Here is a 23,524-nt window from a genome sequence, read left to right on the forward strand (position 1 = left end):
AGGTCTTGCACCGGTCACGACACACAAGCCATCGATGATGCGCTTAATGCCTCCGAAGTTTGCGACGGTTCGTGGAACCGGGCGCGGAGCTGGGTCGGAGCCGTCGGCACGGCTGAACAATTCGCCCAGGCTCTACGTTTCGGCTTCTACCTCGCACCATGCCACGACAAGAATTCGGTAGCGAACAGGATCAATGCAGGAATGACAGATTTTACTGAATCGACCTTTGCCGGATTTCTTCTTGATGTCGTTTAATCAGACTCGAACAATGGCGAAGCGACCCATAATTGCTGATATCGCCCGGGAAGCCGGGGTTAGTGTTGCCACCGTTGACCGAGTTCTGAATGCCCGTCATCCGGTGCGGAAGGAGACTGCGCAGCGGGTCTTAGCGGCGGCACAGGCCATCGGATATCACGCCGCAGGTCTTATCAAGCAGCGCCTGCAGCCGGACCTGCCGCAATATCGGCTTGGCTTCATCTTGAGAAAACCGACTCACCACTTCTACCAGGGCTTCGCGCGTGAGGTCGAAGCGGCGGTCAACGCGGCGAAGTGCTTCCATGGCACTTCGCTCATCGAATTCGCGCCGTCGCACATGCCGTGCGACCTTGTTCCATTGCTCAAGGAATTCGGAGCGCGCTGCCACGCGATCGCCATGGTGGCGCCGGACCATCCGGCGATCACGGCAGCCGTCCAAGAACTCAAGGCAAAAGGAATCCCCGTTTTCTCGCTGCTTTCCGATTTCGCCGAAGGTGTTCGTGAGGGTTATATCGGCCTCGACAACCGCAAGGTCGGGCGGACGACAGCGTGGATGCTTTCAAAGGTCGCAAGACGGCCGGGCAAGGTGGCGGTTTTTGTCGGCAGCCACCGTTTTCAGGGGCAGGAGCTGCGGGAGGTCGGCTTTCGCTCCTATTTCCGTGAGAATGCACCGGCATTCGAGCTGCTCGATCCGCTCGTGAACCTTGAGGCACGGCAGATCACCTACGAGGCCACGCTGGATCTCATGCAACGGGAACCCGAACTCACCGGCTTCTATGTGGCCGGCGGAGGTATGGAGGGAGCGATCTCCGCGCTCCGTGAAGAAGGCGAAAGCCGGGGTCTCGTCGCGATCGTTAACGAGATCACGCCGGAGTCACGGGCTGCACTCGCAGATGGCATGATCACGATGTCGGTCGCCACGCCCCAGCGCCTGCTTTGCCAGGAACTGATGACGCTGATGGCCCAGGCCATCAAGGTCGGCACTTCGGAGACGCTTGGGCAGACTTTTCTGCCGTTTGAGATCTATCTGCCGGAAAACATCTGAAAAACTGATAAAATACTATCATGAGAGCCTAATTTCCTTTCATTCATGAAAGAAAAGCAGCGGGAGTTTGATTGACTCACCTGCCTCATTCCGGTCTCGTTTAACAACGAATGATTGCTGCGCGGCGGAAGCCAGTCAGCCGAGAACGACGACCCGCACTTCATGAAGAGAGAGGAAAGCCATGCGTCAAGCATCGCTCCGCTTTGCTATCGACCGCATGACGCCGCCCCATCTTGCCAGGGCCGCACTTGCTCGCGGCCGGGGCCTGACTGGCATCGACATTAGCTATCATCTCAATGGCAATTTCATTGCGCGCGAAAAGCCGGCTGCAGACGTCCGTCTTGCTGACGGATCAATCGTCACGACTATCTTCATCAACGCCTTTTCGTGTTTCAATGAATCCCCGCGTGCAAGGGCGAGGCGAGCAAACTCGTCGATTGTGCAGCGGCCTGCGGAGCGAAGACGCCGACGAATGCGATTCGCCAAGGACATCCACGCGCTGGACAATAGGCGCACTTGCCTCGGGCATCGATTTCATGGCGCGAGATGGATGATCACATGCACGATACTCGCAACTCCGAGCAAAGTGCCAGGCAGATCTCGTCACGCTGCATATCGCTTCCAAAAATGAAAAGCCCTAATTCAAAGTCCGAGATGAATAACGTGGTCCCTATTGTGCCGTTGCACGAGAGGGCGCCGGACATCTTTGAAACGTCGATAGCGCTCACCGCTCCCTCTGGGCTGGAAGCCACGTTGGCCAACGTCGTCGACCTCCTGCCATCGTTGGTGCAGGTGCGGCACGGCATCATCTCGCTCTGCGACGGTGCCGGCATACCGGACATGACCGTCGGCGCCGGCTGGAGCGAAGGCAGCGATGAGCGCTACCGCAAGCATCTGCCACGGGCGGCGATCGACCAGATCATAACGACGGGCATGGCGCTCGTCGCCGAGAACATAGCGTTGGATCCGGCTTTCAACGCCGCCGACAAGGAGGTGCTCGGGGCGTCCGACAACATGAAAGTGTCGTTCATCGGCGTACCCATTCGCGTCGATGCGAACGTCGTGGGCACGTTGACCATCGACCGCATCCTGGACAACAAATCAGGCTCCCTCCTCGATTACGACCTGCGCCTCCTTACCACAATCGCTAATCTGGTTGGACAGACAGTGAAGCTGCATCGCCTGTTCGCCTCCGACCGCGAGCGACTGATGGCCGAGAAAATCCGGATGCAAAAGCAATTCGGCGAACTCAAGCAGCCTGGGCATGAGGGCAAAAGGGCTCATGTCAAGGGGATCATTGGCGACAGCCCGGCGCTGCGCGGGCTGCTTGAGAAGGTCGCGTTAGTAGCCAGGTCCAACAGCACCGTTTTGCTGCGCGGGGAATCGGGGACCGGCAAGGAGCTGGTCGCCAAGGCCGTTCACGAGATGTCGGGACGCGCCAAGCGGCCGTTCATCAAGCTCAATTGCGCAGCGCTCCCTGAGACAGTCCTGGAATCCGAACTGTTCGGTCACGAAAAGGGTGCCTTTACCAGTGCATTCAACTCGCGCAAGGGGCGCTTTGAGCTCGCCGACAAGGGAACGTTGTTTCTGGACGAGATCGGTGAGATTTCGGCCTCGTTCCAGGCAAAGCTGCTGCGCGTGCTGCAGGAGCAGGAGTTCGAGCGCGTCGGCAGCAACCAGACGATTAAGGTCGACGTTCGCGTGATTGCCGCCACGAACAGGAACCTGGAAGACGCGGTTGCAAGGAACGAGTTTCGCGCCGACCTTTATTATCGCATCAGCGTTGTTCCCTTGCTGGTGCCGCCATTGCGCGAAAGGCGCGGTGATATTCCGCTCCTTGCCGCTGAGTTTCTCAAGAATTTCAACAGCGAGAACGGCCGTATGATGGTCTTCGATGCGAGTGCGACTGAAGTGCTGATGAACTGTGCTTTTCCCGGAAATGTCCGCGAGCTTGAAAATTGCGTGCAGCGGACGGCGACCCTGGCAGCGGGAGCGTCAATCGGCAGAAACGACTTTGACTGCTCACACGGCCGATGCCTTTCCGCGATGCTATGGAAGCACGCATCGAAGGAGACTGCGCCGAAATCGGAGCCGATCGCACCATTGCCACTGAACCCGGCCATGAAATCATCTGGTGCTTTTGCTTCGGCCGCCATTGGGGTCCCGCCTGTTGACAGCGAGCAGGCACTGCCAGCGCCTGATCGGATAGGCCTCGTGAGCGACGGGAAGCTGACCGATCGCGAGCGTCTCATCGCGACGATGGAAAGATCCGGCTGGGTCCAGGCAAAGGCAGCGCGCCTGCTTGGATTGACGCCGCGCCAGATTGGCTACGCGCTGAGGAAATACGGTATCGAGATCAAGTGTCTCTGAACGGGCTGTCGAACTTTCGATATGTGGGGGCCGCGCGACTGAGCGAGCGAGGCGAATAGCTGGGTCAAATCAAGGGTTGGTTCATTCGGCACGGACCTCCGCGAGGCGGTCCAGCCTATCGGCGCCAAGAACGGCCCGCCGTTATGGTCGCTCTGTCGGTCCTGTCGATCGGCTCTGCGAACTAGTGCAATGAGGATTTGCCTGTGTAAAACCAGTTCGCCGGGTAGCCGGGCAGGGCGCCGGCGTTGTCGACGGAGTTCGCGCCAGAACCGTCCCTGTAGTACCCCACCGTCTGAAAGATGAAGCTATGCGTTCGATATCAACGAGAGCGATGACGTGCGGCCTCCACCCTAATCTCGGATCGAAATCGTTCGTCGGATCCTGGAAACGTGAGTCAACGCCCGCGGTCAGGTAATCCTTGCTGCCTTGTTCGCCGAATCCGCAGAGCATGTTATTGTCCTCCCCAAAAACGTGCGGTTTGTCGCGGCTTCTGTCACCGGAGAGTTCGTGCCATGCCTTGTCGCCGTAGGGTCGGTGATCGGCCTCGCGGGCTAAAGATTGAGAGTCGCCTCGACAAGCGTCGGTTCTGTCGCTGCGGTCAGGTCCCACGCTCACATCGTCCCGCTCATTTTCGATTGCTTCGGGAGTTGGTTGACCCCTAAGAAACTGTTTTAGCTGCAGGACAAGCTTTCTCATTGCAGTCTCCCGATGCCCCCGCGACGAAGCACTTCGTATACCGCTCACCGAGCCATTGCGGTAATCGTTTGCCGTTATGAATGCATTTGCCGGATGGATGTTTTTTCACGTGCTCTTCGCGCTGCTGCCTTCAGTGACGGGCGGGACCGCGGCGGCCTGCACTTGGCGACATTCGACGCGCGAAACCGCTGGACGAGGATGTCGGCGATGCCCGCGCAGGACCGCCAGCTTGTAGCCAAAGGGCCATTGGGCCGATGCAGTGACCAACTGGCCAGCACGGCTCTCCGAGGTGGCTTATTCGCTGCTCGTGCTCAGCAAGAAAGGGTCGGGCCTCAGAGCGTGGGGCATGAACGTCGCCAACTGCGCAGTATGCCTCCGGCCCTTGTTGCTGTTGCCCGCGCGCTCGCCGTCATTCTGCGTCGCATGAGAGGTCGGTCTCGTCCATCAACACAAGCTTCGCCGGACCCGCGAAGGCAGACGCTCAAGGCGCTTTGGCTGATCCGCACCGACTGCTCACCTCCGTTGAAGGATTTTGAATCAGCACAAAAGCAACTGTCACACGACCATCGAGTCATCATCACAGGACATGCTGTAGTTGCAGCTCGGTCGGCTGGTCCGTAAAAGCAGATCGGGATCATCGTCGGCCCGTAGTCCGAGATATTCAACTTCTCTGTAGCCGGCGGCTAGGATGGCGTCGCCTCTCGCAGTGCCTTGGCCAGCCTCTCGGCCGCTTTAACAGTATTTCGCTTTGGGGGACCGCCACGCGCTGCTCGGGCGGCAGCTGAGAATTGCGATCGCCCATCCATGTGCTTCGCGCCTTTTCGGAAAGGCGATGATCTCGAGAAAGCGGGCAGGACGGCGCACGAGTTTCAACTGCTGGAAATCCTTCTCGCCAAGAAGGCCGGACCAGCAGCGGTCTGGAAAAGAGCTTCGTCACCAATCGCGCCACGCCGTCGAAATGGCCGGGGCCGAACGCGACGCACAGCCTTCGCTCGCCCCGCTCACCGAGACCGCGGTGGCAACCACTCAAGATACATCTCTCGTGCGGCCGCGTAAAGCATCCGGCGCCTAGCAGCTTGGCAGCGTCCTCATGCTCCGTGGGTGGGTAGGCGGCAACGTCCGCGGCGGTCGTTCAACTGCTTCTGGTTCGCGAAGAGGGTAAGGATCACCCGGTCGGCGCCTGAAGTGCGGCGCGCACCAAGCTGAGATGGCCCTTCATGCAGGGCGCCCATGGTTGACACGACCGCGACTTTCATGCCCTGCCTTCGCCATGCCGCCACGGATTTGCGCGACTCGGTGGCGGTCCGGACGATCGGTGTGCTCATGTCGCTTCTCCTCCTTTGATGGCTTTCGGTTCATCGCCGAAGACATGTTCGGCCGCCGGAAACCGGCGCTCCTTCACGTCGCACGCGTAGGCCTCGATCGCTGCCGAAGCGGCCTCTCCCAGTTCGACATAGCGCTTGACGAATTTCGGGCGGAAGTCGCCGAACAGGCCCAGCATGTCGTCGACGACCAGGATCTGCCCGTCGCAGGCCGCCGAGGCGCCGATGCCGATCGTCGGGATTGGGATTTCCTCGGTGATGCGGCGGGCGAGCGGTTCGGGCACTTTTTCCAGTACGACGGAAAAGGCGCCAGCCTCGCTGACCGCAAGAGCATCGCGCCAAATGCGCTCGGCATCCTCGCCCCTGCCCTGCACGCGATATCCGCCAAACAGGTTGACCGCCTGCGGCGTCAGGCCGACATGCGCCATGACCGGGATTCCGCGCGCTGTGAGGAAGCGGATCGTCTCGGCGATCGTCGCGCCGCCCTCGAGCTTGACCGCAGCGCATCCGGTCTCCGCCATAAGGCGCGCGGAATTGCGGAAGGCCTGCTCTAGGCTTTCCTCGTACGAGCCGAACGGCATGTCGACAACCAGCAGCGCCCGCTCCATTCCCCGCCGAACCGCCTTGGCGTGCATGATCATCATATCGAGCGTCACACTGAGCGTGGAGGGAAGGCCGTGGAGAACCATGCCGACGCTGTCGCCGACAAGAACGATGTCGCAGTGGCCGTCAACCAACCTTGCGACCGGCGTGGTGTAGGCCGTCAGGCAGACCAGCGGCGTGCTGCCCTTTCGCGCACGGATGTTCGGCGGCGTGATCGCCTTGACAACACCAGCGGCGCTCAATCCACGTCTCTCCTCACCCAGCGTCACCCACGGCCAGTGTCGTGTTTGGCATATTTTTGTCGAGGTGCGAAGAGGTAAAATCGCCAGAGCGCGTGGTGTTGACGCGACGGGTGGAATGATAAAGAACAGAACTAAATCGGTTTAGACAGGCGGAGCTCTGCCAAGTAGGTCAGGAACTATGGATCAGGCAAAGGGACCAAGGAAAGGCAGAGTCACAGGCAAGACCAACGACGTCAATGCGGACCTCATCGCAGTCGTCGTTGCCGTGAACGACGCTGGACCTTGTGTTCTGACCATCGAACAGGGGGGCGCCCTTCCCTCGGGCCCGTTTGAGCTCGCTCATCGTTCGCTCCAGTCGGGCCTCAGGGCATGGGTGGAACTGCAGACCGGTCAGCCTCTCGGTTATATCGAGCAGCTCTACACCTTCGCCGATCGCGATCGGATCGGCGCCAACGAGCGCGTGATCTCGATCAGCTATCTCGCACTCACCCGCGAAGAAGATGCGGGCGCCTCGGGCAGGCGCAGCTGGGCCAGCTGGTACGACTATTTCCCCTGGGAGGATCATCGCTCCGGCAGGCCCCCGATGCTGGAAGAATTGTGGCCGCGCCTTATCGAATGGGCGGACGGCGCGGACGACGGCGCGACGCGCTTCGATCGCCGGCGGCGAGCGGCGGTCGCCTTTGCCTTGGACGACCGGGCATGGAACGAAGAGCTAACACTGCAGCGCTACGAGCTGCTGTATGAAGCCGCCCTGGTGGAGGAAGCAAAACGCGGCGGAGATTCGGCCATCCTCGCTCCGGTGCCGGGCAGATCGATGAGCGCCGATCATCGCCGCATTCTGGCAACGGCTATTGCGCGGCTGCGCTCCAAGATCAAATACCGGCCTGTTGTGTTCGAACTGATGCCGCCGCTCTTCACGCTTTTACAGCTACAACGAACCGTGGAGGCGCTCTCCGGCAGGCTCATCAACAAGCCGAACTTTCGCCGGCTCATAGAGCAGCAGGAGCTGGTTGAGAAGACCGGCGCGACGACCGCCGAGACCGGCGGCCGGCCGGCGCAGCTCTACCGCTTCCACCATGCCATTCTAGACGAGAGGCCTGTGGCCGGCACAAAATTGCCGCTCGCACGGGCTTGACACCACTTATAGTCACAACGATTATATAGGCCTTATAATCGCGTTGACTATAACTGGAGGCTCGATGAGCGCCGTCCTGCCTTCGAGCGCCTCACTATACGACCGCGTTCGGCGCGTTATCCCACCGATCGAGTGGCCGCTCTTCGTCGAGGACATCGACGCGATCCTGGAACTGAAGCGACAGCGCAACGCGGTCATTCTGGCGCATAACTACCAGACGCCGGAGATTTTTCACTGCGTGGCTGACATCGTCGGCGACAGCCTGGCGCTGGCCCGCAAGGCGATGACAGTCGATGCCGAAATCATCGTGCTCGCGGGCGTGCATTTTATGGCCGAGACCGCCAAGCTCCTCAATCCGGACAAGACCGTGCTCATCCCGGATCTCGGCGCCGGCTGTTCGCTGGCCGAGTCGATCACCGCCGAAGACGTGCGCCTGATGCGGCAGCGTTATCCGAGCGTTCCAGTGGTGACCTACGTCAACACCTCCGCCGCGGTGAAGGCTGAATCCGACATCTGCTGCACCTCGGGCAATGCGCTCGCGGTGGTGAAATCGCTCGGCGCGCCGCGTGTGATCATGCTGCCCGATGAATATCTGGCGAAGAACATCGCGGCGCAGACCAAGGTCGAGATCATTGCCTGGAAGGGGCGCTGCGAGGTGCACGAACGCTTCACCGCGGCCGACATCCGCGAGCTGCGTGAGGCCCATCCCGGCATCAGTGTACTTGCCCATCCCGAATGTCCGCCTGAAGTGGTCGCGGAAGCCGACTTCGCCGGCTCGACGGCGGCGATGTCCGACTATGTCGCGCGGCATAGGCCGGCGCGTGTGGTGCTGATGACGGAATGTTCCATGAGCGACAACGTCGCGGTCGAGCATCCGGAAGTAGATTTCGTGCGCCCATGCAATCTGTGCCCGCATATGAAGCGCATCACGCTCGCCAACATCCGGACCGCGCTCGACGAGAACCGCCACGTCGTCACGATCGATCCTCATGTCGCCGAACGGGCCCGCTGGGCTGTGGAACGCATGCTCTTTGTATGACGGCGGACATCCATCACATTGGCGGAGCGCCGGTCATTATCGGCGCTGGTATCGCCGGGCTCATGACGGCGCTACACTTGGCGCCGCAACCAGTCGTCCTTCTGTCAAGGACCTCGCTCGGAACCGAAGCCTCGAGCATTCTAGCCCAGGGCGGGCTCGCAGCGAGTCTGGGGGAGGACGACAGCCCCGACCTGCACCTCGCCGATACGCTTGCTGCCGGCGAAGGGCTTTGCGACGAACAAATGGCCAGGCGGGTGGTAGAGGCCGCACCTCAAGCCGTCGAGAATCTCATTCGTCTTGGTACTCCTTTCGACCGCTCGCTAGACGGGAGGCTGCAGCTGGGCCTGGAAGCGGCGCATTCGCGTCGCCGCATCGTGCACGCCGCCGGCGACGCAACCGGCCGCGAGTTGTTTCGGGCGCTACTCGGCGTGGCGCGGCGAACCCGTTCGATCACGATCATGGAAGGCATGACAGCGCTTCGCTTGGTTGTCGCAGAGGGCAGCATTGTTGGCTTGCTGACTGTCCTGCATGGCGCCGTGTTCGCATTGCCCACACGCCGCGTGGTGCTGGCGACCGGTGGTATAGGCGGCCTGTTTTGCGATACAACCAATCCGCTCTCCTCATTCGGGCACGGCCTGGCGCTTGCAGCCTGTGCTGGAGCGGAACTAGCCGATCTCGAATTCGTGCAATTCCACCCGACGGCCCTCGACATTGCGCGCCGGCCAATGCCGCTTGTCAGCGAAGCAGTGCGTGGCGAAGGCGCGGTGCTGATCGATGAGCACGGCCATCGCTTCCTGGCAGACACGCCCGGGGCAGAACTCGCATCGCGCGATGTGGTCGCGCGGGCGATCTCCGATCAGCTCGCAGCCGGGCATGGCGTCTATCTCGATGCCCGACATTGTCTCGGGCAGAAATTCGCAAGACGCTTTCCGGCAATCGACGCTATTTGCAAGCATGCCGGCATCGATCCGGCGGTGGAACCCATTCCCGTACGGCCCGCTGCTCACTATCACATGGGCGGCGTGGCCGTTGACGCCGAGGGGCGAACTTCCGTTAGCGGCCTGTGGGCCTGTGGCGAAGTCGCATGCACAGGACTGCATGGCGCCAACCGGCTTGCCAGCAACTCGCTGACCGAAGCGGTTGCAACCGCCGCCTGGGTGGCTGAAAGCGTCGCGGGTACCTCTGCGGGTTGGCAGTGGCCTAGGCTTCCGGCAACTGTTCCCATCCGGCCCGACCCTTCACCTATTCGCACGATTGTGTCCAATGCGCTTGGCATTGTTCGGAATGGGAAATCATTGTGCGACACGGTCGCGACACTGCTGCCGATCTCTGTTTGCGAGACGGCCGCGGCCGATCCGGCCCTGGTGGCATTGTTGATGGCGATCGCCGCCCTTCGGCGCGAGGAGAGCCGCGGCTCCCACTTTCGATCCGATTTCCCCGGGCGCGATGCCGCCGCCCTCCCCTCACGATTGACGCTCTGCACAGCTTTTGAGAATGCCGTCACGCTCAGATGGCAAGCATCCGAACGGAGCCGTTGACATGACTTCACTTGCACCACTTCCCCAGATCATCATGGAGCCCATCGTGCGTTCTGCCCTGCTTGAAGACCTGGGCAGAGCCGGCGACATCACAAGCGATGCGATCATCCCCGCCGATTGCAAAGCGACGCTGGCGTTGAATGCCCGGCAGGCAGGCGTTGTTGCCGGGCTCGACTTGGTCATGTTTGCCTTCCTGCTGGTCGATCCCGGGATCAGCATCCAGCTGCGGTGTCCTGAGGGCGGCAAGGTTTCGGCCGGCCAGACCATCGCGATCGTAAACGGGCCGGCGCGCAGCCTGCTGACGGCGGAGCGGACGGCGCTCAATTTCTTATGCAAACTCAGCGGCATCGCGACGGCAACGGCTACGCTCGTAAACGCGGTGAGGGGCCATAACGCAAAAATCGTGTGCACACGCAAAACGACGCCCGGCCTGCGTGTCCTGGAAAAGTATGCGGTACGAGCGGGCGGCGGTGCCAATCACCGCTTCGCGCTCGACGACGCCGTGCTGATCAAGGACAACCACATCGCCATTGCCGGCGATATCCGCACCGCAATCGAGCGGGCGCGCCGCGCCATCGGTCACATGGTCAAGATCGAGGTCGAGGTCGACAGGCTGGACCAGTTGGAGATCGCGCTTACAGCGGGCGTCGACGCCGTGCTCCTCGACAACATGTCGGTCGAGGACCTTGCGCAGGCTGTGGCTATGGTCGGTGGCCGCGCGATCACCGAGGCTTCGGGCCGGGTGACGCGGGCGAGCGCCCCGGCAATTGCGGCGACCGGCGTGGACCTCATATCGGTCGGCTGGCTTACCCACAGCGCGCCCATCCTCGACATTGGTCTCGACATGCCGGCCGACCGAAATTGCAACAGGCATCTGAACTGATGGAGAGGACATGAACCGGGATCGCAGGAACTCCTTTGGTCGCAGTCTAACCTGCGTCAGCACGTCCCAGGTTCCACCAACAGCCGACGCAAGCCTTCTCGGCGCCAGGCGACACGCTTCAACAACGGAGGCGGGAGGGACGGACCAGCAAGGCACAGAAAGCCGCGTCGCAGCCCTTGGCGTCATCATCTGCCGACTCGACGAGATGCGCCAGTTGGCGGCCTCTCACGGGCTGGAACTTCTGGGTTATCTGCTGGACGTCGCCTTCACCGAATCCTGCGACGCGATCAGAAAGGAGCATTCCTGTGCTCAGAGTAATATAACGGAAACCGTAATCCCCACGGATGACGTGAGTTGAGCCTGCGGGCAGCAGTTGGAGAGTCCGCTCAAGAGCGCCACCAGTCGCGTTTCGATAGAAGACTTCCCGCTGGCATGCGCCTGGTCTTCAGCATCCACTGCAACGCTCCAGGTCAAGGACGGAAGATTATGGAGAACAAGATTTTATGAACGAACTCAGCCCAGACCTGACCTCGGATCCAATCGGTTGGGCGCTTCCCCCTTGGACGCGAGCGGAAGCCCAAGCGCTCCACGACGCGCCATTCAACGACCTTTTGTTTCAGGCGCAGACCGTTCACCGGCAGAATTTCGATCCCAACAAGGTCCAGCTCAGCCGGCTTCTCAGCATCAAGACGGGTGGATGTCCGGAGGATTGTGGCTATTGCAGCCAGTCGGCGCATCACGAAAGCGGATTGAAGGCGTCGAAGCTGATGGAGGTCAGGCGCGTCATCATGGAGGCGACTAAGGCGCGTGACGCCGGCGCCACCCGCTATTGCATGGGCGCCGCCTGGCGCAATCCCAAGGCGCGCGACATGGATGCGGTCGTGGCGATGGTCGAAGGCGTCAAGGCACTCGGCATGGAGACCTGCATGACGCTCGGCATGCTCGATCTTGAGCAGACCGCTCGCCTGAAACAGGCTGGTCTCGACTATTACAACCACAACATCGATACGTCGGAACGCTACTATAGCGAGATCATCAGCACGCGCAGCTTTGCTGACCGGCTCGAAACACTCGAGCTTGTCCGCCAATCCGGCATCAAGGTCTGCTGTGGCGGCATTGTCGGCATGGGCGAAGAGCCGGTGGACCGGATCGACATGCTGGTGACACTGGCCAATCTGCCGGAACATCCGCAAAGCGTTCCGATCAACATGCTGATCCCGATCGAAGGCACCCCGCTTGCCGAAACCAGGCCGATCGAGCCGATCGAATTCGTGCGTGTGATCGCGCTGGCCCGCATCATGATGCCGAAGTCGCACGTGCGTCTTTCCGCCGGCCGCACCGCCATGACCGATGAAATGCAGGCGCTGTGCTTTTTTGCCGGCGCCAACTCGATCTTCGTCGGCGACACACTGCTGACGGCGGACAATCCCGGCGAAGACAAGGATACTCTGCTGTTCCAGCGTCTCGGCATCGAGCCGATGGAAATCGGCACGCAATGAACGAGGCACTTCTTGCCCGGTATGACGCGTCCTTGCGCGGACTGGCGCGCAAGGACCGGCTGCGCACACTTGCACCGCGCGCCGGGCTCGACTTCTCGTCGAACGACTATCTCGGGCTTGCCGCCTCCAAAAGACTTGGCGAAGCGGTCGCGGCGGCGATTGCGCGGGGGACGCCGGTCGGCGCGACCGGATCGCGGTTGTTAAGGGGCAACTCACCGGAGCACGAGGCCCTGGAGGCAGACGCCGCGGCGTTCTTCGGCGCCGAACGCGCGCTGTTCTTCGGCAGCGGCTATATCGCCAACTTCGCTCTGCTGACGACGCTGCCGCAGAAGGGTGACCTTTTGGTCCTCGACGAACTCGCTCATGCCAGCATGCATGAGGGGGCCCGCGCTGGCCGCGCCGAGTTCAAGCTCGCCGCGCATAACGACATCGATGCTGTCGAGGATGCGATCACCCGCTGGCGCGCCGAAGGCGGCATGGGCCGCATCTGGATCGCGGTCGAAAGCCTCTACAGCATGGATGGCGACCGCGCCCCGATGGCGCGCCTGGTCGCGCTTGCCGATCGGCACGAGGCATTCCTCGTCGTCGACGAGGCGCATGCCACCGGCATCTGGGGACCGAACGGCCGCGGGCTGGCCGCCGCTTTCGAGGGCCGCGACAACACTGTCGCACTTCACACATGCGGCAAGGCGCTCGGCGCGTCCGGCGCACTCGTCACCGGGCCGGGAACGCTATGCGACTATCTCGTCAACCGCTGCCGGCCATTCATCTACGCCACCGCGCCGTCGCCTCTGATGGCGGTGGCAGTGCGCGAAGCGCTGGCCATGCTGTCCGACGAGCCCCAACGCCGTGTCCAGCTGCAGGAGCGCGTAGCCTTCGCGGGCCGCCAATTGGCCGAGCGCTGCGGCGTGAAGCCCAGCGGCTCGCACATCCAGCCCTTTGTCATCGGCGACAACAGGCGCACCATGGCGGTGGCGGCGGCGCTGCAGACGCGCGGCTTCGACATACGCGGCATCCGTCCGCCGACGGTGCCCGAGGGCACATCGCGACTGCGCATTTCGCTGACGCTCAACGTCGACGAAGCGGACATTTCGGCCATGGTCGAGGCGCTCGTCGAGGTGTTGGCCCAGACATGACCAGAAGTGGCATGACCAAGCGCATCGTCGTCACCGGAACAGACACCGGAATTGGCAAGACAGTATTTTCGGCCGGGCTCGCCGGCCTGCTCGACGGCTTCTACTGGAAGCCGGTGCAGTCGGGCCTCGACGAGGAGACGGACAGCGAGGTCGTTGCCCGGCTTTCCGGCTTGCCCGCCGGTCGCGTGCTGCCCGAAGTGTATCGCCTGAAGGAGCCGCTGTCGCCGCATCGTTCAGCCGAACTCGACGGCGTAGCGATAGACGTCGCGGAGCTGTCGCTTCCGGACTTGCCGGGTCCGCTCGTCATCGAAGGTGCCGGGGGACTGATGGTGCCGCTCAATCGGCGCACCAAGTTCATCGACATATTCGCGCAGTGGCGGGTGCCGGTCATCCTGTGCGCCCGTACCAAACTCGGCACGATCAACCACACGCTGCTGTCGATCGAGGCGCTCAGGGCCCGTTCCATCCCGCTCATCGGCATTGCCTTCATCGGCGATGAGGTGGCCGATACGCAGAGAACAATCGTGGAATTCAGCGGCGTGCGCCAGCTTGGCAGACTGCCACTGCTCGATCCGCTGACGAGTGGGACGCTGCGGGAAGCGATGGTTGCCAGCTTCGACCTCACGACGATCGCAGGGGGCGAATGATGTCGCAGTCTCAAGTCTGGCATCCGTTCACCCAGCACGCGCTCGAGCACGCCATCCCTGAAATCGTGCGGACGGAAGGCGCCTACCTCCACAAGGCCGACGGCACGCGCATCCTGGATGCCATTTCCTCCTGGTGGGTCGTCACCCACGGCCACCGCCATCCCCGCATCATCAAGGCCATCGAGACGACTGCGGCGAGCCTCGACCAGATCATCTTCGCCGGCTTCACCCACGAGCCGGCCGAACGCCTGGCCGAAGCACTTGTCGGCCTCGCTCCGCCCGGCCTCGACTGGGTGTTCTACTCCGACAGCGGCTCGACCTCGGTCGAGGTCGCGCTGAAGATGGCGCTCGGCTATTTCCGCAACATCGGCGCGCCGCGCGCGCGCATCGTCGTCATGGAGCACAGCTATCATGGCGACACGATCGGCACGATGAGCGTCGGCGCCCGCGGCGTGTTCAACGCTGCCTACGAGCCGTTGCTGTTCGAGGTCGACACCATCCCCTTCCCGGCCGCCGGGCGCGAGCAGGAGACGCTGGATCGGTTCGAGGCAGTTGCCCGCGACCGGCGCGCGGCCGCGCTGATCGTCGAACCGCTCGTGCTAGGCGCCGGCGGCATGCTGATGTATCCGGCCTGGGTTCTGGCCGAATTGAAGAAGATCGCAGAAACCTCCGGCACGTTGCTGATCGCCGATGAAGTAATGACCGGCTGGGGGCGGACCGGAACCATGTTCGCCTGCGAGCAGGCGTCCATTTCTCCGGACATCCTATGCACGTCGAAGGGCTTGACCGGTGGCGCGATCCCTTTGGCGGCCACGCTCGCCACCGATGCCATCTTCCAGGCCCATTATTCCGAAGACCGTAAGAAAACCTTCTTTCATTCGAGCTCATACACCGCCAATCCGATTGCCTGCGCGGCAGCACTCGCCAATGTCGAGATCTGGCGCGACGAGCCGGTGGCCGAGCGGGTCGCGGCTTTGAGCGCGAAGCAGGCCGCCGGGCTGCAACGCTTCCGGGACAACCCATATTTCACCGACTGCCGAGCCACTGGCACGATCGCTGCCCTCGACCTGCGCACCGGTTCCGCCGGCTATCTCGCCGAGATTGGTCCGAAACTGCGCGCGTTCTTCCTCGAGCGCGGCCTGCTTGTTCGTCCGCTCGGCAATGTCCTCTATCTTCTCCCGCCCTATTGCATCACCGGCGGCGAGTTGGACGCACTCTACGACGCGATCGAGGAGGCCGCCGAACGCTTCGGGTCTAGGCCATGAGCAAGTCGTCGCGCATTCTCGGGTTCGGTCATCATACGCCTGGGCGCAAGGTGGCGAATGCCGAGATCGAGAACAATCTCGGCCTCGAGCCGGGCTGGATCGAAAGGCGTACCGGAATCCGTTCGCGCTTCTGGGCAACGGACGGAGACACGCTGTCTGGTCTTGCCGCGCAAGCCGGCGACATGGCGCTGGCGAACGCCGGTATTGACCGCAGCGACATCGGGCTGCTGTTGCTTGCCACCTCGACACCCGACCACCTTCTGCCGCCCAGTGCACCCTTGGTCGCGCACAAGCTCGGCCTTGGCCGCGCAGGCGCGGTCGATCTGACCGGCGCCTGCGCCGGCTTCGTCTATGCGCTGATGTTCGCGGACGGGTTCACCCGCCTGCACGGCAAACCAGCGCTGGTCATCGCCGCCAACATCCTCAGCCGCCGCATCAATCCAGCCGAGCGCGCGAGCTCAGTCCTTTTCGCCGATGCCGCCGGCGCCCTGGTGATCGGTCCTTGCGAGGATCCCTATCAGGGTATTCTCGGCGCTTCGGTGGATTCCGACGGCTCGCGCTACGGGCTGATCCAGATCCCGGCAGGCGGAAGCAACACCCCGTTCCATGGCGAGCTCGATCTCGAGCAGACCCGCATGACGATCACCGACGGCCGCGAAGTGTTCGCCAAGGCGGTTGAGATGATGACTGCCTGCTCGCAGGACGCACTCGCGGCGGCCCGGATGCGGCCGCAGGACATCGATCGGTTCGTACCGCACCAGGCCAATGCCCGCATTTTCGATGCGGTCGGGCGAAACCTCGGCATCGCCGATGAAGCGATCGTCAAGACGATCGCCGAGTATGGCAACTCTTCCGCCGCGACGATCCCGCTCTCGCTGTCGCTCGCCCATCGGGCGGCGCCGTTCCGGCCGGGGGAGAAGGTTCTTCTGGCGGCCGCGGGTGCGGGTCTTAGCGGCGGTGCGCTCGTCGTTGGAATTTAGCCGCGCGAACCGAACTGCCAAGACTGACCTTGAACGATGAATACAGGGACAACGACCAATGCGAAAACTAGTCGCCGGCAAGCTGCACGGCATCCACGTCACAGAAGCGAACCTCAACTACCATGGTTCGATAACGCTCGACCCCGACCACTGCGAGGCAGCCGGGATCCTGCCGATGGAATTCGTGGAGATATGGAACAAGAATTCCGGTGCGCGGATTTCGACCTATGTCATCCTCGGCGAGCGCGGCTCACGGTGCTGCATCCTCAACGGAGCGGCGGCTCGCACCTGTCAGCCCGACGACCCGATTATCGTCTGCAACTCCATCTACCTGGACGAAGCGCATATCACTTCGCTGAAGCCGCGCATCGTCACGTTCGACCAGGATAACCACATACTCGACCGCCTGAGCTACTCCGTCGATATTGACACAGACGGCCGTTACAGTTTCGCCATTCTTGACGAGGCGGATGAGCCTTTGGTCATTCCTGCCCTGGTCTCCGGGGCGTGAGCCGCGCTCCACAGATGTGCGAGCCTCGGCACTGAAGAGCGTCTGGTCTAAGACTCGACGAAGTTGCTGATGCTCAGCTTCGAAAGGCTGATGCCCACCACGCCTTGGGCACCGTGGGCCTTCGTGGGATGGCGCAATGTCTCGCAGCTGCTGATCCGCGAACAGCGGTTTGCATGTCTGACCCTTGTCTCAGGTTACTTGCGGTGGCGGCTTGCAAATTCTTGCTGCTTTCTCAAGCGCCGCGGCCGGGTCCTTGACGACCTGGCTTTTCATGATCTTTGCCGCCGTGTCGATCAAGCAGGCTACCGTCTTCCGCATCGGCAGCGGTGCCAACCATCATCGCGAATATGGCTAGCCGAACGGCCGCAAGCAGCATTGAGGTGGGCCTTCGGCAAGTGTTTCCCGCCGGCGCCAAGGCTCACCAGCCATCCGACGCCTGATCCGGTTACATATCAGGTTCGTCGATCGGTGGCTTGGCAGCAAGACCGAGCCTGGCTCGTTGGCCATCGGCGTAATTTTCCGCGGGAAACTGTGTCTTGAACCGAAGAACTGTCAGTTTGCCGTCCTCGACAATATGAACAACCCATCCCCCACCACAACGCTTGACGCGCACGTCATTAGGTTCGCCAGCCACCATTGCTGCCCCTCATTTTCGTCGCGCTTGGGCTGAGACTGGAAGTCGTTTCCGCACATCGGAAAACATAGGACCTTACGTAACGTCAAGCCCCGATTTTGGGATAGCCGATGCCTTGTCGATTTCAGGGTGACGGCGATTCTGGTCCGCAACGTCCGTGAGCGCTCAAATCGATTTAGATGCGCAGATTTTGCATGTTAATTCAGCCTTGTTATCCACAGCTAACGTGAATGGGAACGCGTATTCAGTCCGAGTACCTCTGCAAAAAATCTGCCGCTCTGGTGCCTCAGCGCGATCACCCGGCAATCGCCGGAAACAGTCTTGTCCGCCCGCCAAGCTCGGCAGCCAACATCTCGAGCTTTTCGACACGCGTGCCGTGCAGGCCGACGGTTGCGCCCTGCGCGTGCAGCGTCCGCGCCACGGCCTCGCCGATTCCACCACTTGCTCCGGTGACGAGCGCGTTGCGGCCGGTCTTCCACGGAAGCGGTCACTGGCGGCCATGCGCCTTTCAGATATTATCGGATACAGCTTTGGACAGGCCATCGAGCCGAACTCGAAGGGCTCGCTTAACCTTCCGGGTAGCGGTACGTCGACGTCGCTTCAACAGTTGAGAATTTTGCAAAAGATGGGGCCCCGGCTTGTCCAGCTTCCGCTGCCACTTGGCGCATTCACCGAGGCGGTCCAAGGGCACGTCCTTCACAATCGTGATCCGGCAAGCATTTGGAAACGAGAGATAGAGTTACTGGAGGCATCTCGCATGCCTTCTACACTTGCTTGAACGCCAGAACTGCGTTCATGCCGCCCATGGCGAAAGCGTTGCTCAGTGCCACGCGCACCTTGCGCTCGCGCGCCACATTGGGCGTGACGTCGAGATCGCAATCGGGGTCTGGCTCGCGATAGTTCGCGGTCGGCGGCACAATGCCCTCCTGGATCGCCATCACGGAGGCGATCATTTCAAGTGCGCTCGCTGCGCCCAGGCAATGCGCGTACATGGACTTGGTGGACGAGACAGACATCGAATAGGCATAGTCTCCGAAGACGCGCTTGATCGCCGCCGTCTCAGTCTGATCGTTGGCCTTGGTGCCGGTGCCGTGGGCGTTTAGGTAGTCCACGTCCTCCGCATTCAGCCCGGCGTCGGCAAGGCAAGCGCGGATCGCGGCCTCCGGCCCCTCGACAGACGGCGCGACGATGTGGAAGGCGTCGCCGGAAAGGCCGATGCCTGCGATCTCGGCAAGGATTGTGGCACCGCGCACGGCGGCATGCTCATAGCTTTCCAGCAGGCCATGCCCGCACCCTCGCCTATCACCACTCCCTTCCTGTCGGAGAAGGGCCGGCACGTATCTGGAGCGAGCGCGCGCATTGCTTCCCATGCCTTCATCTGAAGGCATACGAGCGGCGCTTCGGCGCCTCCGGCAAGCATCACGTCGGCCCGGCCGAGCTTGATCTGATCCGCGGCCGAAGCGATCGCATGGTTGGCTGATGCGCATGCGGAGGCGATGGCAAAGACCGGGCCGCGCAGGCCGAGACTCACGCTGACCTGGCTGGCAGCGGCGCTCGGCAACCCCCTTGGTGCAGTGTAAATGCCAGCACGCTTCGCGCCGCCCAAAAGGAGGTCACGGTAGGTTTCTTCGACCGTTCCCCAGCCCCAGCCGCAGACGCCCACTGTCGCGCCGAAGCGATACGGATTTCCCTTATCGCAGGAAAGTCCGGCGTGCTGCATGGCTTCACGCGCTGCAAGCACAGCGAGCAAGCTGTGGCGGTCCATGGAGACGAGCTGGTTGCGGCCGATGTCGTGCTCGGGCAGCTCCTTGATCTCGGTACCGACAGTCCCCTTCATCTCATGAAGCGCGGAAGTGACCATCGGGCGGATGGCGGAGCGACCTTCGCGCATCTCTTTCCAGATAGAGGCGGCGTTGTTGCCTAGCCGCAAAGCCCCCCTATCCCAGTAATGACGACTCGCCTGTCCAATCAGACCTCCTTCGCGAGCAAACCGCGGACGGCTTCCACCATGTCGCCGACATTCTTGAGATTCGACCAGGCGTCAGCCGCGTCATGTCGATCTTGATGTCGTAGGCCTGCTCCACATCCCAGAGGAGATCCGCCAGACCCAGCGAATCGACTCCGAGCGAGGTCAGTTCCGTGGCAGTCGTTATTTCGCCGATGGTGGAAACACTCTCGCCGCTCTCCGATTCGACGCGGTTCCCTGTTGCGCCGCTTTCGGTCGCGTGGCTCAGGGGCTTCGCAGCCCCGCCGGGAATGGTCATCAGCCGCTTCACGCCTTCATCCGCGAGAGCCGAGCGGGCAACATCGCGTTCGATGACCTGGAGGTGGGACCAGATGATCCGTGAGGGGAACGCCACGCCGGCCTGGCTCGCCAATGACTTCAATGCCAACCGTCGGCATAGAGCGGTCCGGTAAGCTTGGCGCCATTGTCATTGGCGAAGCCTTCGGCGAGCACCTCGATTTCGTCGAGGCCGGCCGCGATAGCCCGCTTCACCCGAGCGGGACGCAGGGCAGTGGCGTTGCGGACAAAAAAGCCCGCGGCCCGCGCCCGTCATCCCGTTTTGCCAAGCGAAATGTCGTCGAGGTCCTCTTCGATCACCCCAGCCGCGTATAGCTGATCGAGCAAGTCGGCGACTGCAAGGACGCTCGCTCCGTCCATGGCCCGCATAATCAGCTCCGAGGCTGTACAGTTCCCGCTCGCGATTAGATGGCCAATGGGAATCGGAACCACCCCGTCGAGCACTCGATGCTCACTGTTGCGTGAGCGGAGATGGAAGCAGTGGTCCCCTGCCTCGTATTGCAGGTCTCCGCGGAAGCGAATTGGCCGGTTGGGAGGGGGGCTTTCGAGCATATTCTCGTCGATGATGCTATCGAGACCTTCCCGGAACTCGTCGGGCGCGCTGAAGAAACGTTGAGCCACGATTCGGTACCCGAGAGGCCAGCGTTCGCTACCCGGTACCGGCGTCACCAGTTGTAAACGTCCCTGCCGCATGTTCACGAGAAAGCCAGAAACACAGGCGATTGTCGTGGGACAGCCCTCCGGCACGGCGATTGCGGCGTCTTTGCCGGCTGCCCTGAGTTTCTCCTTCCGCGCTCGTGCGCGCCCGGTGAAAGCCTTTGCGGTCGGCCCGTCCTTGCCCTGCAGGATGAGTTCGACCCCCATCAGGTCCTCGGGCGAAAACGCCGCGTGTATCTGATTAAGATGGTCCGTGCTTAGCACTGAGAAACGATTGGTCACGCGACCGTAGCGTTCGAACAGTTCGAGCACGCGGTTGGTGAGTGCCTGATCCTTGAGCGGGGCCGCCGTCGTCGTTTGTGGCAATTCGCCCGTGATCTGATGGTAGTCGAACAGAAAACGGTCGTACTCCGGGTTGTCGATCGGGTCTGTGGCCCAGTAACAGAAGCCAGTGCGGACTGCCGAACCAAACATTTCGCTCGCCGCACGGAGCACGCCGCGCCAAACCTCTGCATGCTCCTCAGTGTATTCATAGTAACCTTTGAAGGTACCCGCCGAGAGGCCACAGAACCAGCAACCGACGGTGCAGCCTTCGCTCAGCTCGAAAGCGATGACAGAGTGCGCGATTGACGGCGCCAATTCGCCCATTTCGTCGTTACAGCGCCGGATTTGGCGCTCGCGCCAGGCATGAAAGCGAGGATTGATAGTCGACATTTCGCCTTGGCCGCGCAGGAGGTCGCGATGGCGCAACATCTCCCGCGTATACTCATCCCACATCATAGCCAGCGGCCACGGGGCAGACTCCGGCTTGAAGCGATACTTCAGGTAGTCACCGCACCAGAGCGGCAGCATCTCCATTGGGTCAACTTCGATGCCGTATCGCGCGGTCACTATCCGAGGGTTGTCGAGGTTCTCGGAAAGCGCCGTACGGAATTTCCCATCACCGGCCAGCCGCTCCATGAAGCGCTTGATATGTGACAAACTGCGCCGTTCCTTAGGCGTGCGCCGATCAAAAAATCTGCCGCCAGCGTTCGCTCCGAGGGTAGAGATGAGCCCTTGCAGCGGTCCCTTGTCCGCCTGATGGCATTATCTCGTTGACAAGCTTTGCGATCATGTTCTCTTCAGACCGGCTCCTTCGAGCCAATGCGATCAGAGCTAGCTCGCGACAGCTACAACTATCACAACAACGACAACGACCGCGACCGCGACCGCTGCAGTTTTTCCATCGACTTTAACAGGGCTCATGGACGTACACGGAGCGCAATTAGCCAACGCATTGGTGTGTACAAGGCTGGTCAAGGTCGAAACACTCGAACCACCCTTGCGGCCCGCAGTCGCGCGAAGCTTCTTGCTATTTGGTTTTTCTCGGCTGTTCGATCGGATAAAACCTTTAACCTCGTCGAGTGTGATGTTGTAGTCGAGGTCCTTTGCAAATTCTACAATCGATGCAAGCCCTCCAGCACGCCGTTTGAGGTTTTCAAGCGGACTGCCTTTTTTTCCCAACTCGTTGATGAATCGCTCTACGTCAGCTCGCGCCATAGCTAATTCCCGCCTCTGCTCAGTGTCCGAGCTATCCAGCCATCTCGCTCTCACAAGCGATCGGCTGATGTACCAGCAAGCTCCGTACCAACCTCACATCTCTGATTTTCGGCTTGGCCAGCATTTCCATACTGGCGCTGCTCCCTCTCGTCGTCCGGAATCAATTGAAGAGCGGACGGATCGTCTACGGCATTTTATTGGCGGCTTCGGCACCGGTGCTTTCATCGCGGGCATGAGCAACGGCTACCTGAGGCGAATCACGTCTCAAAACAAGCTGGTGGCGTTCGCCTCTGTCGCTTGGGCAGCCTACAAGCGTGTCGCGCTTGCGACAATTACGGTGCGACTTATCCTAGACGGCCGCCCACCGCCCCAGAATAATCCATTGAATTCAAGCGTGTCTTACTGGCACAGCTCTTGCCTAGAAGAGGCGAAGCGGTTCATTTCCATCGCTTCGGCTACGTTTTTTGAGGCTTTCGAAAGAGCTAACCATCAGCAGTACATCTATGAACAGCTTAATGACGGCGACGGCCTTAGCTACGGCGACCGCCATGACGGCTTCCGCCCAGCCCCAGATGACCACCATCGCCAAGGCGATCGGTTCCAACCCCAACGAGGCTCCTAACGATGCCACCGACCCCCGCGCCTATCTGAACGAGGTCGACGACGTCGAGGCGATGCCCTGGGTCAGGGCGCATAACCTATCGACCGTCAATAAGCTGTCGAAAGATCCGCGCTACAGAGAATACCAAGCCGACATTCTGAAGATCCTACAGGCCACCGATCGTATTGCTTCGCCCGGCCTTGCGCAAGGCGACATGATCGACAACTCTGGCAGGACGGGACGCACGTGCAAGCCTTGTGGCGGCGTGCGAACTGGGAATCCTACAGGTCAGGCAAGCCGCAATGGCGCACCATCCTCGATGTCGATGCACTGTCCAAGGCCGAGGGCAACCTGCAGGGATACGCCCGCCGTTACGCCCTCGAATACACCCACATGTCTCAAAAACTCATGGACAATAGTGCGCAAGCCTTAGGACCGTGTGGATTGAAGCGAGATGAAGCCGGCGGCGAGGGCGGAGACGTGGCGCGCACTACGGGTGGAATCGAACACCTGCATCAGATGCGCCGACCAAATCCGCCCTTCGCCAACAGCGCCCCAATAAAGCGCACCCGTGCGCGCTTCCATGGAGACTATTGTACACAGGCTAATTGGCACGACGGAAATA

General features: G+C 61.5%; 19 protein-coding genes and 5 pseudogenes. 16 read left to right on the forward strand and 8 right to left on the reverse strand.

Features of this window, described 5'->3' with window-relative positions; all coding sequences use genetic code 11:
- Positions 1–268 precede the first annotated feature (268 nt).
- Positions 269–1,300 (forward strand): LacI family DNA-binding transcriptional regulator, encoded by a 1,032-nt coding sequence (locus JG743_RS31825; protein WP_069091033.1) that lies wholly within the window; start codon positions 269–271, stop codon positions 1,298–1,300.
- Between the two features lie 654 nt (positions 1,301–1,954).
- On the forward strand, positions 1,955–3,670 hold the full coding sequence (gene nifA / locus JG743_RS31830) for a nif-specific transcriptional activator NifA (protein ID WP_202303128.1): 1,716 nt from the start codon (positions 1,955–1,957) through the stop codon (positions 3,668–3,670).
- Positions 3,671–5,027: 1,357 nt separating this feature from the next.
- Here nifA and JG743_RS34900 read toward each other — a convergent pair.
- From JG743_RS34900 to panB, 3 genes are read right to left on the reverse strand one after another with little or no spacing between them, the layout of a single operon-like run.
- Entirely contained in the window at positions 5,028–5,441 is a 414-nt protein-coding gene (locus JG743_RS34900) for a hypothetical protein (protein ID WP_446720921.1), read from the reverse strand.
- Positions 5,442–5,454: 13 nt separating this feature from the next.
- Positions 5,455–5,691, reverse strand: a complete 237-nt coding sequence (locus JG743_RS31840; RefSeq protein WP_202296351.1) for a pantoate--beta-alanine ligase — start codon at positions 5,689–5,691, stop codon at positions 5,455–5,457.
- A complete protein-coding gene (gene panB / locus JG743_RS31845) occupies positions 5,688–6,533 on the reverse strand; it encodes a 3-methyl-2-oxobutanoate hydroxymethyltransferase (protein WP_069091030.1) in 846 nt (281 codons plus the stop codon). Before panB ends, JG743_RS31840 begins: the two co-directional genes overlap by 4 nt.
- Positions 6,534–6,711: 178 nt before the next feature.
- Here panB and JG743_RS31850 point away from each other — a divergent pair, with 178 nt between their 5' ends.
- The 11 genes from JG743_RS31850 to panD all read left to right on the forward strand — a co-directional run bounded on the left by JG743_RS31850 (position 6,712) and on the right by panD (position 17,166).
- A complete protein-coding gene (locus JG743_RS31850; protein WP_172352497.1) occupies positions 6,712–7,668 on the forward strand; it encodes an NUDIX hydrolase in 957 nt (318 codons plus the stop codon).
- A gap of 64 nt (positions 7,669–7,732) precedes the next feature.
- A complete protein-coding gene (gene nadA, locus JG743_RS31855; protein ID WP_202296353.1) occupies positions 7,733–8,707 on the forward strand; it encodes a quinolinate synthase NadA in 975 nt (324 codons plus the stop codon).
- Positions 8,704–10,245, forward strand: a complete 1,542-nt coding sequence (locus JG743_RS31860) for an L-aspartate oxidase (RefSeq protein WP_202296355.1) — start codon at positions 8,704–8,706, stop codon at positions 10,243–10,245. Before nadA ends, JG743_RS31860 begins: the two co-directional genes overlap by 4 nt.
- Before the next feature lies 1 nt (position 10,246).
- The gene (nadC, locus tag JG743_RS31865; RefSeq protein WP_010913548.1) at positions 10,247–11,128 is read left to right on the forward strand and encodes a carboxylating nicotinate-nucleotide diphosphorylase; all 882 of its coding nucleotides are present in this window, start codon (positions 10,247–10,249) and stop codon (positions 11,126–11,128) included.
- A 10-nt stretch (positions 11,129–11,138) separates the two neighbouring features.
- Complete coding sequence (locus tag JG743_RS31870) at positions 11,139–11,486, forward strand: hypothetical protein (RefSeq protein WP_202296357.1); 348 nt, start codon at positions 11,139–11,141, stop codon at positions 11,484–11,486.
- A gap of 145 nt (positions 11,487–11,631) precedes the next feature.
- Positions 11,632–12,627 carry a biotin synthase BioB gene (bioB, locus tag JG743_RS31875; RefSeq protein ID WP_202296361.1) on the forward strand — a complete coding sequence of 332 codons (996 nt, stop codon included), beginning with the start codon at positions 11,632–11,634 and terminating at the stop codon, positions 12,625–12,627.
- The gene (locus tag JG743_RS31880) at positions 12,624–13,763 is read left to right on the forward strand and encodes an 8-amino-7-oxononanoate synthase (protein ID WP_202296365.1); all 1,140 of its coding nucleotides are present in this window, start codon (positions 12,624–12,626) and stop codon (positions 13,761–13,763) included. Before bioB ends, JG743_RS31880 begins: the two co-directional genes overlap by 4 nt.
- A gap of 11 nt (positions 13,764–13,774) precedes the next feature.
- Positions 13,775–14,410 (forward strand): dethiobiotin synthase, encoded by a 636-nt coding sequence (gene bioD, locus JG743_RS31885; protein ID WP_202303130.1) that lies wholly within the window; start codon positions 13,775–13,777, stop codon positions 14,408–14,410.
- Positions 14,410–15,675 carry an adenosylmethionine--8-amino-7-oxononanoate transaminase gene (locus JG743_RS31890; RefSeq protein WP_202296367.1) on the forward strand — a complete coding sequence of 422 codons (1,266 nt, stop codon included), beginning with the start codon at positions 14,410–14,412 and terminating at the stop codon, positions 15,673–15,675. The genes bioD and JG743_RS31890 overlap by 1 nt, the downstream gene beginning before the upstream one ends.
- Complete coding sequence (locus JG743_RS31895) at positions 15,672–16,655, forward strand: beta-ketoacyl-ACP synthase III (protein ID WP_202296368.1); 984 nt, start codon at positions 15,672–15,674, stop codon at positions 16,653–16,655. Before JG743_RS31890 ends, JG743_RS31895 begins: the two co-directional genes overlap by 4 nt.
- Before the next feature lie 58 nt (positions 16,656–16,713).
- On the forward strand, positions 16,714–17,166 hold the full coding sequence (gene panD / locus JG743_RS31900) for an aspartate 1-decarboxylase (RefSeq protein WP_010913542.1): 453 nt from the start codon (positions 16,714–16,716) through the stop codon (positions 17,164–17,166).
- Between the two features lie 941 nt (positions 17,167–18,107).
- On the opposite strand, the pseudogene JG743_RS31905 reads toward panD, so the two are convergent.
- A pseudogene (locus tag JG743_RS31905) lies at positions 18,108–18,272 on the reverse strand (SDR family NAD(P)-dependent oxidoreductase); the annotation flags it as partial.
- 162 nt (positions 18,273–18,434) lie between these two features.
- Here JG743_RS31905 and JG743_RS34905 point away from each other — a divergent pair.
- Positions 18,435–18,578 (forward strand): annotated as a pseudogene (locus JG743_RS34905) (LysR family transcriptional regulator); the annotation flags it as partial.
- On the opposite strand, the pseudogene JG743_RS31910 reads toward JG743_RS34905, so the two are convergent.
- From JG743_RS31910 to JG743_RS31925, 4 genes and pseudogenes are all read right to left on the reverse strand, one after another.
- Positions 18,565–19,768, reverse strand: a pseudogene (locus JG743_RS31910) (beta-ketoacyl-[acyl-carrier-protein] synthase family protein). The pseudogenes JG743_RS34905 and JG743_RS31910 sit on opposite strands and share 14 nt — an antisense overlap.
- Positions 19,769–20,064, reverse strand: a pseudogene (locus JG743_RS31915) (acyl carrier protein).
- 290 nt (positions 20,065–20,354) lie between these two features.
- Complete coding sequence (locus JG743_RS31920; protein WP_202296369.1) at positions 20,355–21,740, reverse strand: radical SAM family RiPP maturation amino acid epimerase; 1,386 nt, start codon at positions 21,738–21,740, stop codon at positions 20,355–20,357.
- A gap of 174 nt (positions 21,741–21,914) precedes the next feature.
- Complete coding sequence (locus JG743_RS31925; protein WP_202296374.1) at positions 21,915–22,298, reverse strand: hypothetical protein; 384 nt, start codon at positions 22,296–22,298, stop codon at positions 21,915–21,917.
- Between the two features lie 104 nt (positions 22,299–22,402).
- Here JG743_RS31925 and JG743_RS31930 point away from each other — a divergent pair.
- Both JG743_RS31930 and JG743_RS34475 read left to right on the forward strand, forming a co-directional pair.
- A pseudogene (locus JG743_RS31930) lies at positions 22,403–22,605 on the forward strand (MFS transporter); the annotation flags it as partial.
- Between the two features lie 265 nt (positions 22,606–22,870).
- Positions 22,871–23,332, forward strand: coding sequence for a hypothetical protein (locus JG743_RS34475; RefSeq protein ID WP_244673016.1), 462 nt, complete (start codon positions 22,871–22,873; stop codon positions 23,330–23,332).
- The last annotated feature ends 192 nt before the right edge of the window (positions 23,333–23,524 follow it).

This window comes from Mesorhizobium sp. 131-2-1 (assembly GCF_016756535.1).
Lineage (GTDB): Bacteria > Pseudomonadota > Alphaproteobacteria > Rhizobiales > Rhizobiaceae > Mesorhizobium.